The sequence below is a fragment of the Thalassospira tepidiphila MCCC 1A03514 genome (assembly GCF_001662875.1).
Lineage (GTDB): Bacteria > Pseudomonadota > Alphaproteobacteria > Rhodospirillales > Thalassospiraceae > Thalassospira > Thalassospira tepidiphila.
Window position 1 is genome coordinate 19,645 of the sequence record NZ_JPVZ01000015.1, and the last position, 15,696, is coordinate 35,340.

Below are 15,696 nucleotides of genomic sequence, written 5' to 3' on the forward strand. Positions count from 1 at the left end.
CGGAGGCACTCAAATGATTTCGCTTAAAGACCCCAGTCTTTTCACCCAGCAGGCCTATGTCGGCGGGGAATGGATCGATGCCCCAGACGGGAAAACAGCCGAGGTAACCAACCCCGCAACCGGTGAAGTGCTTGGCACGGTTCCGCTTCTTGGCCGCGATGAAGTTGCGCATGCCATTGATGTCGCCGAAAAGGCGCAGAAGCTTTGGAAAAAGCGCACCGCCAAGGAGCGCGCGGGCATCCTGATGAAATGGTACGACCTGATGATGGAAAATCAGGACGACCTGGCCGCCCTGATGACGGCAGAGCAGGGCAAGCCATTGACCGAAGCCAAGGGCGAGATCGCCTATGGCTCATCCTTCCTGCAGTGGTTTGCCGAAGAAGCCAAACGCGTCTATGGCGATGTGATCCCGACCTTTGCCGAAGGCCGCCGTGTGATGGTTCTCAAAGAACCGATTGGTGTTTGTGCCGCCATCACGCCGTGGAACTTCCCGACCGCGATGATCACCCGCAAAGCCGCCCCGGCATTGGCCGTCGGCTGTGCGATGGTGGTCAAACCGGCGATGGAAACACCGTATTCCGCCCTTGCCATGGCAATTCTGGCCGAACGTGCTGGTCTGCCCAAGGGGCTGTTGTCCATCGTGACCGGTGATGCACCGGTGATCGGTGCGGAAATGACCGAAAATGCCAAGGTCCGCAAACTGACCTTTACCGGTTCGACCGCGATTGGGCGTCTCCTGATGCGCCAGTGTTCCGATACCGTCAAAAAGGTCAGCCTGGAGCTTGGCGGCAATGCGCCGTTTATCGTCTGTGAAGATGCCGATATCGATGCGGCGGTCGAAGGCGCGATTGCGTCGAAATACCGTAATGCCGGTCAGACCTGTGTCTGTGCCAACCGTCTGTTCGTTCATGATGCAATCTATGACGAATTCGCAGAGAAATACGCAGCCAAGGTCTCCAGAATGACCGTCGGCAACGGTGCGGACGAAGGCGTTGTGATCGGCCCGCTGATCACCGAAAAGGCTGTCGAAAAGGTCGAAAGCCAGATTGCCGATGCGGTTGCCAAGGGTGGCCGTATCCTGACGGGCGGTAAGCGTCACGAAAAGGGCGGCTCGTTCTTCCAGCCGACCGTGATTGCCGATGCCACCCGCGAAATGACCGTCTTCCGCGAGGAAACCTTTGGCCCGATGGCACCGCTGATCCGGTTCAAAACCGATGATGAAGTGCTTGAGATGGCCAATGATTCCGAGTTCGGTCTGGCATCCTACTTCTATTCGCGTGACATCAACCGGATCTGGAAACTGGCCGAGGGTCTTGAAAGCGGGATTGTCGGGGTTAATACCGGCATCATCTCGACCGAGGTGGCACCGTTTGGCGGCGTCAAACAATCCGGTGTCGGTCGTGAAGGATCGAAATACGGTGTCGAGGACTACCTCGAAGTCAAATATGTCTGCATGGGCGGCGTTGACGAATAACGCTTATCCCCCAGAAGGCATACCAGAAGTCAGAAAAGAAAAGGGCGCTGCAATTCGCAGCGCCCTTTTGTATTGAAGGCCATAAGGCCCGCACCCATAAGGCCTGCACTCAGACATCAAAGATGTTTTTCTTGCGCGCGCCAGAGGCTTCATCCTGTTCGTCCTGCTTGCCGGTAATCGACTGCGACGAGCCGCTTGGCAGTTCGGACTGCAATTCGGTAAACACATCAAACATGTTCGGGTTAAAGGCGATCCGCGCCTGCAGACGGTCGCGGCGCTCATCGGCGGTTTCATCCCCGTCGGCTGATTTGCCAAGTTCGGCCTCGGCCATACTGTTGCCGTTCAGGCGCTGCTCGATGGCATCGGCAATGACCTTTTCGATGGCCTGGCGATCATCGGCATCCATTTCGGCCAGTTTCTCTTCATCAAGGCCCATACTTTGCAGGATCTTGGCACGCAATTCTTCGATCTTGCGTTCCTCGATTTCCTTCACATAGGTCGTGAAACCATGTTCGCGGATATAGGCCAGCTCGGCATTTTCTTCCTTCTTCTTTTCGGGAAGCGGGACGGTGTTCGATGAAATGGTTTGGCGGAAACTGGCCGCACTTTTGGCGCTTTGTGCGGTGTTGGTGACAGCAGCCAACGTTTCATACAATCCCATCAGAAACCTCCATGGGGAAAAAGATGCCGGTTGAAATTCATTCTTCTGTTTTCGTTGCAAACCCTGTGCCGTGCTGGGCGGGCACGTTTTTCCCGCCTGTTTGGTCAGCAAGACCGGTTTGAAAATTCCCTTGTAAATCAGGGGTATGAACGCATTGCGCAGAAAAATTTTCGAAAACGAATTGTTTTTTGCCGCGATTTTTTTCTAAATAGAGCGATAAAACCAATGGCACCGTCATGTGGATGGGCCGCAACGCATCAATGTATGCAGGGTCGGATGGCAGGAAACCTGCCGGCTCGGGAGGAAAACAAACATGTCAGAAACGCGCTATATCCTTGCCATTGATCAGGGAACGACAAGCTCACGGGCCATTGTATTTGATGAAAACGGCCGCTCCGTTTCCGTCGCCCAGCAGGAATTCCCGCAACATTTCCCCAATAGTGGCTGGGTCGAACATGACCCGGAAGACCTGTGGAGCACCGTGGTTGCCGTCTGCAAGGAGGCATTGGCACGGGTTGATATCGCCAAGGTCGCCGCAATCGGCATCACCAACCAGCGTGAAACCACCGTTGTCTGGGATCGCAAGACCGGCAAGGCGATCTATAACGCGATTGTCTGGCAGGATCGCCGGACAGCCGCACTGTGTCATGAGCTTAAAAAGCGTGATCCCAAGCTTGAAGAGGCGGTCAACGCCAAGTCCGGCCTGTTGATAGATCCTTATTTCTCGGCCACCAAGGTTGCGTGGATCCTTGATCATGTTTCGGGCGCACGTGCGCGTGCCGATCAGGGCGATCTGGCGTTTGGGACGGTCGACAGTTTCCTGTTGTGGCGTCTGACCGGTGGCAAGTCGCATGCAACCGATGCGACCAATGCGGCGCGCACCAACCTGTTTAACATTCGCGAAAACGCCTGGGATGACGAGCTTTGCAAAATCTTCCGCGTTCCGCGCAACATGCTGCCCGACGTCAAGGACTGTGCCGCTGATTTCGGCGTGACCGATGCCGATCTGTTTGGCGCGGAAATCCCGGTGATGGGCATGGCGGGCGATCAGCAGGCGGCGGCATTCGGGCAGTGCTGCTTTGAGCCCGGCGATATCAAAAGCACCTATGGCACCGGCTGCTTTGTTATCCTCAATACCGGCGATGAGGCCGTGACCTCCCAACACCGGCTTCTGACCACGGTTGGCTATCGCATCAATGGCAAAACAAGCTACGCCATTGAAGGTGCGATCTTTGTTGCCGGGGCGGCGGTTCAATGGCTGCGCGACGGGCTCGGTATTATCAAGTCCGCCGCCGAAACCGAAGGATTAGCCAAATCCCTTGATGACAATCATGGTGTTTACCTTGTCCCGGCCTTTACCGGACTTGGCGCACCTTATTGGGACCCGGATGCCCGCGGGGCGATTTTCGGACTGACACGTGATACAGGCCCGCGCGAGTTCGTGCGTGCGGCACTTGAAAGCGTTTGCTACCAGACATTTGATCTGTTCGAAGCCATGGCAGCCGATGGCGTGTCGCCCAAGGCGGTTCGGGTTGATGGCGGCATGGTTGCCAATGACTGGATGTGTCAGATGCTTTCTGACGTGTTGGGCATTTCGGTCGAACGCCCCGAAGTCACCGAAACCACGGCACTGGGGGCAGCCTACCTTGCCGGGTTGCAGGCCGGTATTTACCGGGATCTCGATCATATTTCCGAGAAATGGCACCTCGATGCCAGCTTCGAGCCCGATATCGAGCCGGGCCGCCGTCAAGGATTGCTCAATGGCTGGAAAGATGCGGTCAAACGGGTGCAGACTTCCCCATCTGACTGACCCAAGTGACTGATACGCATGGCTGCCTTGCCAATGGAATTGCGGTGCGGGGCTGGTAAGTCCGCGAAATGATTTGTACTATCAAAGGACAGCGTCAATGATGCTGTCCTTTCTTTGTGCGTGATCGACGTGGGTTACCCGATCTGTTGCGCTGCTCTGGGCTTTGGTGCTTATTCTCGCCTTTGGGGGAAACATGCTTGATCTGATCGTCGGAAAAGTTGGACCGGTCTTTTTGACGATCCTGTGCGGTTTCCTTCTTACGCACATCAAGATCATAAAGCGTGAAGGCATCCCGTTTTTGGCCAAGCTTGCCATGAATGCCTTTATCCCGGCGATGCTGTTTCAGACCCTGTCGCAATCCGACATCAGCGCGCATTTCGACCTGCGGCTTTGGGGTAGTTATTATTCCGGCGTGCTGTTGAACTTCGCGTTGGTGTTTATAATCGCCAAACTTTGGCTGAGCGCCAAAACCGATGAAGCGGCCGTCACCGCGATGGGCGGCGTCTTTTCCAACATCGTTCTTCTCGGTATCCCGCTTGTACAGGCGGTTTACGGCGAAGAAGGTCTGGTGCCGCTTTTAATCGTGCTGTCGATCCATCCAGTCACCCTGATGGGGATGACAATTCTGATTGTTGAGGGCAGTCGCGGTGGCGATGGTCATTGGTTGTCCAATGTATTTCGCAGCATCGTGCGTGTGGCCAGAAACCCGATCATTGCGGCGATTGTGCTTGGCGTTCTGGCATCGCTGTTTGAAATCCGCATGCCCGAAATGGTCGATGGCACGCTGGAACGGTTCCGTACAGCCGGTCCGACCATCGCACTTTTGCTGGTCGGGGCTGGTCTTTACGGGCAGTCGGTGCGCGGGAACCTCAGTGCCAGCTTGCTCTGCACCACGGCCAAAATGTTTGTCCAGCCGCTTCTGGTGTTCTCGGTCGGGCATTTCATTTTCGATCTGCCGCCGCTTTGGCTGATGATCGTCACACTGGTGGCTGCACTGCCAAGCGGTGCCAATGTCGCGATTGTCGCGGGCAGCTATAATGTTTGTATCGACCGTTCATCCACGACGATCTTGCTGACCACCATCATCAGTATGCTGACTTTGCCGCTTCTGATCCTCTATGCCGGATTGCTCTAATTCGGCGGTTGGGCGGTGGTCGTGTTGGCGGCCGTCAGGATACGCGCCATCAGATCAATCTCGTGTTCAATGCTTGGCATCAGGGCAGGGTGCTTGCCACTTGTAACTGCACCCGCAAAGGCCTTAATCGCAGCCGCCTGACCCTTGTCCTGCCCGAACCAGTTGCGTGTTACGATCCGGCGATTAACCCGAAGTTTTTTCCAGTCAAACAGGCTGGCCGAGAAATTCGGCGCCGTCACCTCAAGCACTTCCTTGGGTTCGCCCCGACTGCCGTGCAGGTAACTGACCTCGCCCATCGATCCATCGGCAAAACGCAGCTGCCAGATGCTGTCACCCGCCCTGCGATCAATCCAGTGACAATTAAGCTCGACCAGTTCGCTATCGACCAGGCTCTTAATCAGATCAATAAAATGACTGATCTCTCCAATCGTGCGGCCACCTTGATCCGAATGGTGAAGCCAGTGATCGCCCGGAAGCGGCGTGATGCGAACCCGGTAGTGAAATTGTTTTACGTCAGTTGGCAACACTTCGCGCAGTTTCGCGGCCATCGGTGCATAACGCCGATTATGCCCAACCATGAAGATGTGTCGGGGCATGCGGTCAGCGACTTCTCGCAGCAAATCCAGACCCGCGCGATCAATCGCAATCGGCTTTTCCAGCCAGACATTTTTGCCAGCAAGAATGGACGCGGCGGCCAGTTCAGCATGACTGTCATGGCGCGTGGTGATGATAACGCTGTTGATACTTTGATCCTCAAGCAGCTCATCCGCCCCGCCTTTCATGCGAAGCCCGTCAATCTTCTTTGAGAGCGCAACCGCCGCCAACCCGCTTTGAGAGCAGCAGGCCGTGATTTTGATGTCTGGGTGCTTTTGCAACAGGGGCAACAAACCGCCGCCCAGATAGTTGCCCGCCCCGATCAGTCCGACCCGCAAACGGTCATGTGTCAGTACGGATGTCCGCACCGACGGAGCAAGGGGCTCGAATGGGGCGGTTTCTGCATTTCTATATCGCACCAGTGTCGCCAACTGTGCCGGGTCTGGCCCCTTGGCGAAGTGATCTGGGATGTCGGCAAAATCAATCTCGGACGTGATCAATGGTGTTGGATCAAGGCGCCCATCTGCCATCAAATCAAGGGCGGCCTGCATGTTGCGCTTGATGGTCCAGCGCACATGACCAAGCGGATAATCTTCGCCGCGCCCCTCATAATTTGGATCATAACGCCCCGGCCCATAGGACCGGACCTGCCGAATGGTGATTTCCTTTTCATACAGCGCCTTGCGCCGGCCATTCGGCGTCACATCGCCAACGCATATGATTGTCCCCCGGTCACGACAAAGGCGGGCTGCGTCGTCGATCAATCGATGATTACCCTTGCCCGGCGCACAGATAAAAACGCTGTCAAATCTGCTTTGTGGCGCATCGCTTGCCTTGGTGAAACCGGCTGCGCGGCTTTCGCCCGTTGCAATCTTGCGGCGCGCAAGGTCCGGCTCGATCACGGTCACCAACGCACCGGCAGCTCGTGCTGTCTCAGCAACGAGCTGCCCAATCAAACCCGCGCCGATAACGGCAATCTGATCACCAATCGATGTCTCTCCCTGCCGAAGCGCGTGCAAAGCCAAGGCATACAATGTTGCAAACACGGCCTTGCGGTCGGGCACCGCATCCGGAACCGGGCAGGCAAGGTTAACCGACACCTGATTCCACTCGGCATGATTGGCCTGCCCCATACCGGCAATCGCAACACGCTGACCGGCTCTGAGGTCCGTAACATTCTCGCCCGTGGCCTCAACCCGCCCGACAGCGCAATAACCCATCGGCATCGGGCGTCCCAGACGGTTTTCAACGCGCGCACGCGTTCTCCCCAAGCCTTCCGATTTCAGATGATTGACCGTCAGCACGACCAAATCCGGTCGCTGCCATGCCTTTTGCAACAAGGATGCGCGCGCCTGGTCGGCTTGGGTGAATTCCGTTCCGGGGCTGATGACAGAGTAGGCCGTTTTGACAAGGACAGCATTTTTGCCCGGTGCCGGGATGGGGCAATTGGCCAGCGCAAGTTTGCGTTCACCGGGAGAGCGCAACAAAGCCTTCATCTCCGTCATCATCGCCCTCAAGTTTAATTGGTTGAAAATTATGATGATGATTAAACCATATGTCGTGCCAACTGGTCGACGCGTTCTTGCAATGATGATTGACGCGAAAGCGCCGCGCGTTTAGCAAGGTGACAGACTTCAATTTGGAACCGCCCATCATGCAACAGACCGTCTCGACCCGGCATTGGCGCGATACAATGCTCGGCATCGCTGCCATTTTGTTTGGCATTTCGGCACCCTTGTTCTTTTTTGGTCGGGCGGCTCTCGGGATTGGTCTTGGACTGTCACTGATCTGTGCGGTTGTGTCTGCTGATCATGGTGAAGCATGGCGCAAAATGCGCCGTGATATCGCAACGCCAATTGGCGGGCTGGTTGTTGCCGCACTGATTGTGTTTCTGATTTCGGCAAGCTTTTCTGTCGTGCCAGAGAAGTCGCTGGGCACCTGGCTTGGACGTTTCGCGATGGTTGCGGGCATCTGGTACTTGATGCGTCTGATCGAGCCCAAAGCCAAACTGGCATGGGATGCTTGTATTTATGCCACCTGGATACTCGTTAGCTATTGCCTGCTTGCGATCTTGGTTCAACCAGAAGTCCTGTCGCTTAAAGCGCTACGAGAACCCGATTTCGATTTTGACATTACTCGGCGCTTGAAACCTGTGGGCAGTTTCCTGATCTTTGGTGCGATGATCTTGGTTTTCGATGCGGTTGATCGGAAGAATGCAAGCCGGTTTTTCTCGCTCGCAATTGCCGTCGCGATTGTGCCGATTCTCGAGGTTTCCCATGGCAGAGCAAACGTTGCCGCAATGCTGGCTGCGTGCGGCGCGATTGGTTTTTGTGCAGTATTTCTGATTCGTTCGCGTCTGGTGCAAGTGGCTATCGCCGCTGCAATTGGAATATTGGTCGTGATCGCGCTTTCCTGGCTCGGCGACGTGACAGGTAATATGTCCGACCTGCGTGGATTTGAGCCTTATCTGCCAATATGGCTTGTTGATGTACATCGACAAATGATCTGGCAGTTTACCTTTAGCCATGTCTTTGACCATCCGCTTATCGGCTATGGGATTAACGCGGCACCTTGGGTGCCGGGTGCGAATGAATTGGCGGGTAGCTCAACGCAATCTGTTTTGCCGGGGCATCCCCATAGCTGGTTTATGGAAATCTGGTTGGAAGCTGGCGCACTTGGATTGGCGGTGGTTGTCCCGCTCGTTTTAATGATCGGACTCACCGGTTTTAAGGATGTGCGCCACAACGGAATTGTCAAAGGTGGATTGACGTTGATGATGATGGCGTCCTACTGGTTTGCCGGGTTGTTCAATTACTCATTCTGGACCTCGTGGTGGTTTGGTGTGGTGATGCTGACATTTACGTTGGCCTTCCTAAGGCGTGAGCGACTTCTTGTTAAGGACGCCACCGTGAAGCGTCGTAAAACCCTGATCGTCTGTGCTGAAGACTGGTCCTTTGTTTCGCACAGGATCGTTTTGGGGCGTGCCGCATTGGTGCGTGGGGATGATGTTGTCGTTGCCTGCAACACGGCTGCTGCGACTGAGGGCTTACGCAAGGAAGGTTTTCGCCTGGTCCATGTGCCGATTGCGCGCGGTGGCCTAAGCCCGCTCAAATCCCTCAAAACCATTACAGCGCTGGCTTGTTTGATCCGGCGTGAAAATCCCGATGTTATCGTCAATGTGGCGATCCAGTGCGTGGTTCTATCTTCATTTGCGGGGATTCTGGTCGGTGCAAAGCGGTCGGTTAACATGGTTACAGGTCTTGGCTTCTTGTTTGTCTCAGATGGGGCAAAAACAAAGATCTTGCGTCAGATCGTTTCATTGTTGCTGCGCTTTTACGCGCTTTGCCCATCGATCCGGGTGATCGTGCAGAATGCGGATGACTATGCCTTGATGAAGAGGCTTGGCTATAAGGAAAGGTGTCTGGCACTGATCCGTGGATCCGGTGTTGATATCTCGGCCTTTAGCCCGGCAGGGGAGAAAACGTCCGAGCCCAAATCAGCGATTTTTGTCGCGCGCATGCTCTGGTCCAAGGGGCTTGGTGAACTGATTGAGGCTGCGCGCATTCTGAAATCGCGCAAACGCGATTACCGCCTTGTCTTGGTCGGTGACGTAGATCCGGCCAATCCCGATAGCGCCAGCAAGCAAGATTTGCAAAGCTGGCAGTCGGAAGGTCTGGTTGAATGGCTGGGCAAACGATCAGACATCGGCAAACTCCTGCGTGAGTCCGATCTTGCGGTATTGCCGTCCTGGCGCGAAGGCTTGCCTAAGTCCTTGCTTGAGGCGGCTGCAAGCGGACTTGCCATGGTGGCAACCGATGTGCCCGGTTGTCGAGAGATCGTGCGCCATGGCGAGAACGGAGTTCTTGTTCCTTTGCGTGACAGCACAGCACTCGCCGGTGCGATCGAAGAACTGATGGAAGACGACACTCGGCGGAAGGCGTATGGCAAGGCCGCCCGAGAGCTAGTAGAGCGCGACCTTTGCGATAGCGTCATCATTGCCCAGACCCTTGCCTTCGTGACAGGTGATGAGGCCACGGAGGCAAATCATTCAGCAAAGGCCACTGCGACAGCGTGAAGACGCTTGACTGTCCGTGTCAGATTTATCGCATCGAAAGGGTCCGTTTCCGGACCCTTTTTCTGTTCGAAAAAAATCCCGTTGCATCGTGATTTTTAGTTTTGTATACAATATACATGAATTGAATGCGGTCGCCGTTGATCGGGGCTGTGATGCTTAAAGGCGCCGGTATGTTGCCGTGCTGCCATATCAGGAGGTTTCTTTCCATGCAGGTAAACTGGACTGGCGTTTTCCCCGCCGTTGCCACCCAGATGAACGAAGACGGTTCGATCGATTTCGATATGACCGCCAAACAGATCGAAGACCTGATCACGGCCGGTGTTGATGGCCTCGTCATGCTGGGTTCGGTTGGTGAAAACACCGCCCTTGAGCCGGACGAAAAAATCGCCGTTCTGAAGCTCGCCGTCGAAGTCACCAAGGGCCGCGTTCCGGTCCTGTCGGGTGTGGCCGAAAATTCGACCCGTGCTGCCATCCGCTATGTGCAGGAATGCGAAAAGCTCGGTGCTGATGGCCTGATGCTTCTGCCGGGCATGGTCTATACCGCCGACCCGCGCGAGAATATCGAACATTTCCGCACGGTGGCCGGGGCGACCAAGCTGCCGATCATGATCTATAACAACCCGGGTGCCTATCGCATCGACATCAAGCCCGAAGAGTTCAACCAGCTTGCCGATGTCAAAAACCTTGTCGCGATCAAGGAAAGTTCGGGCGATCCGCGTCGTATTACCGACATCTATAATGCCTGTGGTGATCGTTTCGTTCTGTTCTGCGGCATGGATGACCTTGTCATGGAAACGCAGGTGCTGGGTGCTGTTGGCTGGATTTCCGGTTTCACCGATGCCTTCCCGAAGGAATCGGTTGCGCTCTGGAAGCTGCTGTCGGAAGGCAAATACACCGAAGCGCTTGAAATCTATCGCTGGTTCACCCCGGTTCTGCACATGGATGTCCATGCCAAGCTGGTTCAGTACATCAAGCTTGCCCAGGAAATGACCGGCGTTGGCAAACCGCACGTCCGTGCACCGCGTCTGCCGCTGGTTGGTGAAGAGCTTGAAACCATCAAGGCCACCATCCAGAAAGCCATCGATACCCGCCCGTCGCTTTGATCGGCAGTCCTTTGCAATCAGGATGCGTACCCGCAAAACCGTGATTGCATTGAGACGGTATTTGATGAAACAGTGAGCTCCTCCGCCTATCTCGCGGGGGAGCTTCCTGCTATCTGTTTGCTGTGCAGAAGCACCAAAATACGCATCGTCGAAATTCGAGAGGCCCCAAAATGACATCAGCCAAAACCGCCACGCCGTCCGATACCGCCGCCGGTCAAAAGGTCGTTGTGATTGGTGCGGGTATTGTCGGGGCCAATGTCGGCTTGGCGCTGCTCGATAAGGGCTATGACGTCACAATTCTTGATCGCGGCGAACCGGGCATGGGCGCATCCTTTGGCAATGCCGGCGGCATTGCGGTTTCTGAATGCGCGCCGGTAGCGATGCCGGGCGTGCTTAAAAACGTGCCCGGTTGGTTGATGGACCCGTTGGGCCCGCTTTCGGTGCGCTGGGGCTATTTGCCAAAAATGATGCCCTGGTTGTTGATGTTTCTGGCATCCAGCAAAAAGCAACGGGTCGAACAGATCGCAACCAACATGGCGACCTTGCTCAACCGCGCATGGGATGATTACGACCCGGTGCTTAAGGAAGCTGGCCTTACGGATGCGGTTTTCAAAAAACACGGTGCCATGGCGGTGTATCGCAGCAATGCATCCCGCCAGGCGGCCGAATATGCCATTGATCTGCGTCGGCGTAACGGTATCAAGCTGCGCGATCTGACCCGTGATGAAGTGCGCGATATCGAACCGGATCTGGCGCCGATCTTTGCCTGTGGCGTGATGGAAGAAGACTGGGGCCATGTCCTTGATCCGTTCAAAATCACCACCGGCATTTTCAAGCATTTCCTCGATCGTGGCGGCAAGTTCGAGACCGCCGATGTCACCAATTTTGTCTTCCGCGACGGCAAACCGCGTGCTGCCACCACCGATGCTGGCGACATGATCACGTTTGATCATGTGGTTGTCGCCTGCGGTGCCTGGTCAAAGACGCTGGCCAAGCGGTTGGGCTCGCCGGTGCCGCTTGATACCGAACGCGGCTATAACACCACCGTGCCCTATCACGATGCCAAACTGTCGCGCATGATTGTCTGTGCCGATGACAGCTTTGTTTTAAGCCCGCTTGAAATGGGCATTCGCGTCGGTGGGGCGGTGGAACTTGGGGGGCTTCTTGCCGCACCAAATTACGAACGTGCCAAGGCCCTGTTTGCCAAGGGCAAGGAAGTCTTGCCCAAACTCAATGCCGAGGGTGGCACCGAATGGATGGGCTTCCGTCCCTCCATGCCCGATTCAACCCCGGTCATTTCCAAGAGCCCGCATCATGCCAATGCCTATTTTGCCTTCGGGCATGGGCATCTTGGCTTAACACTTGGGGCCACGACCGGGCGTCTGGTTGCCGATCTGATGGCAACGGGCAAAACGCCGGTCGACATGACCCCATATCGCATTAATCGTTTCTCTCGTTTCTATAGCATCTAGGTCCCCATCCATGGCGAAAAGCAGTTTCTTTTGTGTCGACGGTCATACCTGTGGCAACCCTGTGCGTCTGGTTGCCGGCGGCGGGCCCAAGCTTGACGGTGCGACCATGCTTGAAAAGCGTGCGCATTTTCTTCGTGAGTATGACTGGATCCGAACCGGGCTGATGTTTGAACCGCGCGGTCATGATGTCATGTCGGGCTCGATCCTCTATGACCCGACCTCGGATGACTATGACGTCGCCGTGCTGTTTATCGAAACATCTGGCTGCCTGCCGATGTGTGGCCATGGCACGATTGGCACCGTGACGATGGCGATCGAGGAAGGCCTGGTCAAACCCAAAACCCCCGGTCGTCTGCGCCTTGAAACACCGGCGGGCCTCGTCATTGCCGAATATAATCAGGTTGGCGATTACGTTGAATCGGTCAAGCTCACCAACGTGCCGTCGTTTCTTTATAAAACCGATATCGAAGTCGATTGCCCCGATATTGGTCCGATCAAGGTCGATGTTGCCTATGGCGGCAATTTCTATGCGATTGTCGAGCCGCAGGAAAACTATCGCGACATGGCCGATTTTTCGGCCGGTGACCTGCAACGCATCAGCCCGGAACTCCGCCGTCGCCTGAACGAACAGAACGAATTCGTGCATCCGCTCTATCCCGACATCAAGGGCCTTTCGCACATCCAGTGGACCGGTAAGCCCACCCAACCCGACAGCACGCATCGCAATGCGGTGTTTTATGGTGACAAGGGTATTGATCGCTCGCCGTGCGGGACCGGCTCTTCGGCCCGTCTCGCCCAACTGGTTGCCAAGGGGCAGTGGGATCCCGAACATGAGTTGGTCCATGAAAGCATCATCGGATCACAGTTCCGGGTGTCGGTGGTCGAGAAAACCAGGGTCGGTGAATTTGATGCCGTCGTGCCGGGGATTGAAGGCTGGGCGCGCAAGCATGGCTACAACACCATCTTCATTGATGACCGCGATCCCTATGCCCATGGCTTCATTGTCAAATAGGCAAAGTGCTGTCGATCACACCAAGGGGGCTTCATGCCCCCTTTGTCGTATATCGGCGAAGTTTGGCTGCTAATACAGTAGGCAATTGTATTGCGACTTGTTTGACCCAACGCTATGAATAGCAAAACTGACAGATTCTGTCGGATGGAATTTTGCCCGATTGATCAGCATGCCATGTCGCGTCGGGGTAACACCATAAAAGAGCTGAAATGACCGCATCACCGCGATTTACCCGCCGTACCATCACCGATCAGGTGACCGAAGATCTTCGTGCACGTATTCTGACCGGCGATTTCCCTGCCGGCTATCAATTGCGACAGGATGCCATCGCGGGTGAATATAACGTCTCGCGCATTCCGGTCCGCGAAGCCCTGCAGCGCCTTGATGCCGAAGGCCTCGTCTCGTTCCAGCCGCACAAGGGCGCGATTGTCTCGCAGCTCTCGCTTGATGAGATCGAGGAACTGTTTGAAGTCCGCAAGTTGCTTGAATGTGATTTGTTGCGTCATGCCGTCCCGCGCCTGACCCCGGCCGACCTGAAATCGGTCGAAGATATCCTGATGGTCTATGACGAGGCGTTCCGATCCGGCGACGTTTCCAAGTGGGGGGAGCTTAACCGCGAATTCCACGACCGGCTTTATCGCGCATCCAACCGTCCCAAGACGCTCGAGATTGTCCGCATGATCGGCAACAACACCGTGCGCTTTACCCAGGCACAGCTGGCCCTTTCCGGCGCAACCGACCGGGCCGAGCGCGAACACCACCAGATATTTGACGCCTGCAAGGCCGGGAATGTCGAAGAGGCTGTCGAGCTTCTCGCCAACCACATCCAAAGTTCTGCCGACAGCCTGATGGACTGCCTGCGCAAGGCGCGTGAATAGGCGAACCAAGTCCGACCAAGTCCGAAACGTAAAAAGGGATGCTGATGGCATCCCTTTTCTGTTTCTGTCTTGTTGAACTCAGCCAACAATAAAACCCCGCCCGATCACATCATCTTCTTCAAGCCAGAAACTGGCCTTGCCACTGTAATGCGCCTTGCCTGAGACCGAGGCGATGATGGCCTGATGCGGGCCACAGCTGGTTGTTGCTTCAACCGATCCTTCAAAGCGCGATCCGATCACGCTTTCAAACAGGCGCACCTGTCCCGGTGCAATCAGTCCCTTGGCGTGTTGAATGGCAAGGCGGGCGCTGACACCTGATCCCGTCGGGCTGCGGTCGACCTGTTTCTTGGCAAACACACATATATTACGTGTCGCAGATGCCTCAAACGCATCGCGCCCGTCGGTCAGGATCGCCCCATATAAAAAGGCCAGATCATCATGATCGGGATGGGACAGCGTGACGCTGTCATTCACCGCTTGGCAAATCGCCTCTGCCAGACGCGTCAGTTGGCGGGCATTTTCCGGCGTGATGGCGATATCAAATTGCCCGGCATCCAGAATGGCATAAAACGCGCCGCCATATCCGACATCGGTTTTAAACGCTGTTCCGTCGGCAAGGCGTAAGGAAACATCAGTGGCAAACATGAAGGACGGCACCGATGAAAACCGCACCTTGCCGGTTTTGCCGTCATGCACCTCGACCTCGGCACGCACCAGACCACAGGGGCATTCAATATTGACTGTGGTGATCGGCGCGACGGCTTTGACCAGACCATAATCAATCGCATAGCGACCAAGGGCCAGAATCGCATGGCCGCACATGGTCGAATAGCCTTCATTATGAACGAACAGAACCGCAAGATCGGCATCGGGCAGGCTGGGTGCGACCAGGATCGCGCCATACATGTCGTAATGGCCGCGCGGCTCGAACATTAAAAAGCGCCGCAGATGATCAAGGTGATCTCTGGCATGGCGGCGCTTGGCCAGAATGTCTTCGCCGGGAATATCGGGGTAACCGGACGTGATGATTCGCAGCGGCTCACCCCCGGTATGCATGTCGATCACCTCAATCGGGTTCGATGGACCGGGGTAGGCTGGCACTATTTGCGAATCATTTCGCGACGTCGGGGGTGTTTTGTCGTGGGGCATGGGCATTGATCCGGATTATTTGCCGCTTTTGGCGCGGGTGATTCTATGGTGGGCAGAAACTTGCGCGAACATCTTATCGGTATTATCGCGCAGGGCAATCTGATCCGGCCCCGATTTTCGGGTTTTGGCCCCCTTGCAGGTCATAAAAGTGAAACCTATATATGGTTTCGCGCAAAAATTTTGCGTAACGACATTTCTGTCATTTTTTTGCAAAAAGGTGTTTGACAGTTTTGGGAGTGGGGCCTATACCCCGCCTCCACCGACGGGGTGCGGCGCTAGCGAATGCGGCGACGCGGACTGGACGGTTCGGGGCTTCGGCCTTTGAGTTCTTTG

General features: G+C 55.6%; 12 protein-coding genes. 8 read left to right on the plus strand and 4 right to left on the minus strand.

The features are described 5' to 3' along the window. Positions 1-13 precede the first annotated feature (13 nt). Entirely contained in the window at positions 14-1,474 is a 1,461-nt protein-coding gene (locus tag TH4_RS19935; RefSeq protein WP_064782500.1) for an NAD-dependent succinate-semialdehyde dehydrogenase, read from the plus strand. A gap of 109 nt (positions 1,475-1,583) precedes the next feature. Here the strand turns inward: TH4_RS19935 and TH4_RS19940 are convergent, their stop codons facing one another. Both TH4_RS19940 and TH4_RS20740 read right to left on the minus strand, forming a co-directional pair. Then, the gene (locus TH4_RS19940; protein WP_008890099.1) at positions 1,584-2,135 is read right to left on the minus strand and encodes a hypothetical protein; all 552 of its coding nucleotides are present in this window, start codon (positions 2,133-2,135) and stop codon (positions 1,584-1,586) included. A gap of 37 nt (positions 2,136-2,172) precedes the next feature. Continuing rightward, the gene (locus TH4_RS20740; RefSeq protein ID WP_157097820.1) at positions 2,173-2,373 is read right to left on the minus strand and encodes a hypothetical protein; all 201 of its coding nucleotides are present in this window, start codon (positions 2,371-2,373) and stop codon (positions 2,173-2,175) included. Positions 2,374-2,448: 75 nt separating this feature from the next. Between TH4_RS20740 and glpK the strand changes: the two genes are divergently transcribed. Next, the gene (gene glpK / locus TH4_RS19945) at positions 2,449-3,945 is read left to right on the plus strand and encodes a glycerol kinase GlpK (protein WP_064782501.1); all 1,497 of its coding nucleotides are present in this window, start codon (positions 2,449-2,451) and stop codon (positions 3,943-3,945) included. 193 nt (positions 3,946-4,138) lie between these two features. Then, positions 4,139-5,080, plus strand: a complete 942-nt coding sequence (locus TH4_RS19950) for an AEC family transporter (RefSeq protein ID WP_063087976.1) — start codon at positions 4,139-4,141, stop codon at positions 5,078-5,080. Here the strand turns inward: TH4_RS19950 and TH4_RS19955 are convergent. After that, positions 5,077-7,161, minus strand: a complete 2,085-nt coding sequence (locus TH4_RS19955; RefSeq protein WP_209437397.1) for a bi-domain-containing oxidoreductase — start codon at positions 7,159-7,161, stop codon at positions 5,077-5,079. The two genes, TH4_RS19950 and TH4_RS19955, sit on opposite strands and share 4 nt — an antisense overlap. A 167-nt stretch (positions 7,162-7,328) precedes the next feature. On the opposite strand from TH4_RS19955, the gene TH4_RS19960 reads away from it, so the two are divergent. The 5 genes from TH4_RS19960 (at position 7,329) to TH4_RS19980 (ending at position 14,214) form a co-directional block, all read left to right on the plus strand. Continuing rightward, positions 7,329-9,749 (plus strand): glycosyltransferase, encoded by a 2,421-nt coding sequence (locus TH4_RS19960; RefSeq protein WP_064782503.1) that lies wholly within the window; start codon positions 7,329-7,331, stop codon positions 9,747-9,749. 206 nt (positions 9,750-9,955) lie between these two features. Further along, positions 9,956-10,852 (plus strand): dihydrodipicolinate synthase family protein, encoded by an 897-nt coding sequence (locus tag TH4_RS19965; protein ID WP_064782513.1) that lies wholly within the window; start codon positions 9,956-9,958, stop codon positions 10,850-10,852. A gap of 170 nt (positions 10,853-11,022) precedes the next feature. Beyond that, positions 11,023-12,324, plus strand: coding sequence for an NAD(P)/FAD-dependent oxidoreductase (locus TH4_RS19970; RefSeq protein WP_064782504.1), 1,302 nt, complete (start codon positions 11,023-11,025; stop codon positions 12,322-12,324). A 10-nt stretch (positions 12,325-12,334) separates the two neighbouring features. After that, positions 12,335-13,336, plus strand: a complete 1,002-nt coding sequence (locus tag TH4_RS19975; RefSeq protein WP_064782505.1) for a 4-hydroxyproline epimerase — start codon at positions 12,335-12,337, stop codon at positions 13,334-13,336. A 209-nt stretch (positions 13,337-13,545) separates the two neighbouring features. Continuing rightward, positions 13,546-14,214 carry a GntR family transcriptional regulator gene (locus TH4_RS19980; protein ID WP_008890092.1) on the plus strand — a complete coding sequence of 223 codons (669 nt, stop codon included), beginning with the start codon at positions 13,546-13,548 and terminating at the stop codon, positions 14,212-14,214. A 78-nt stretch (positions 14,215-14,292) separates the two neighbouring features. Here the strand turns inward: TH4_RS19980 and TH4_RS19985 are convergent, their stop codons facing one another. Continuing rightward, positions 14,293-15,315, minus strand: a complete 1,023-nt coding sequence (locus tag TH4_RS19985) for a proline racemase family protein (RefSeq protein ID WP_245228035.1) — start codon at positions 15,313-15,315, stop codon at positions 14,293-14,295. Positions 15,316-15,696 lie beyond the last annotated feature (381 nt).

Coding starts and splice junctions, on each gene's coding strand:
- TH4_RS19935 (WP_064782500.1), top strand. CDS start 14: ATGATTTCGCTTAAAGACCCCAGTCTTTTCACCCAGCAGGCCTATGTC.
- TH4_RS19980 (WP_008890092.1), top strand. CDS start 13,546: ATGACCGCATCACCGCGATTTACCCGCCGTACCATCACCGATCAGGTG.
- TH4_RS19970 (WP_064782504.1), top strand. CDS start 11,023: ATGACATCAGCCAAAACCGCCACGCCGTCCGATACCGCCGCCGGTCAA.
- TH4_RS19975 (WP_064782505.1), top strand. CDS start 12,335: ATGGCGAAAAGCAGTTTCTTTTGTGTCGACGGTCATACCTGTGGCAAC.
- glpK (WP_064782501.1), top strand. CDS start 2,449: ATGTCAGAAACGCGCTATATCCTTGCCATTGATCAGGGAACGACAAGC.
- TH4_RS20740 (WP_157097820.1), bottom strand. CDS start 2,373: ATGACGGTGCCATTGGTTTTATCGCTCTATTTAGAAAAAAATCGCGGC.
- TH4_RS19965 (WP_064782513.1), top strand. CDS start 9,956: ATGCAGGTAAACTGGACTGGCGTTTTCCCCGCCGTTGCCACCCAGATG.
- TH4_RS19950 (WP_063087976.1), top strand. CDS start 4,139: ATGCTTGATCTGATCGTCGGAAAAGTTGGACCGGTCTTTTTGACGATC.
- TH4_RS19940 (WP_008890099.1), bottom strand. CDS start 2,135: ATGGGATTGTATGAAACGTTGGCTGCTGTCACCAACACCGCACAAAGC.
- TH4_RS19960 (WP_064782503.1), top strand. CDS start 7,329: ATGCAACAGACCGTCTCGACCCGGCATTGGCGCGATACAATGCTCGGC.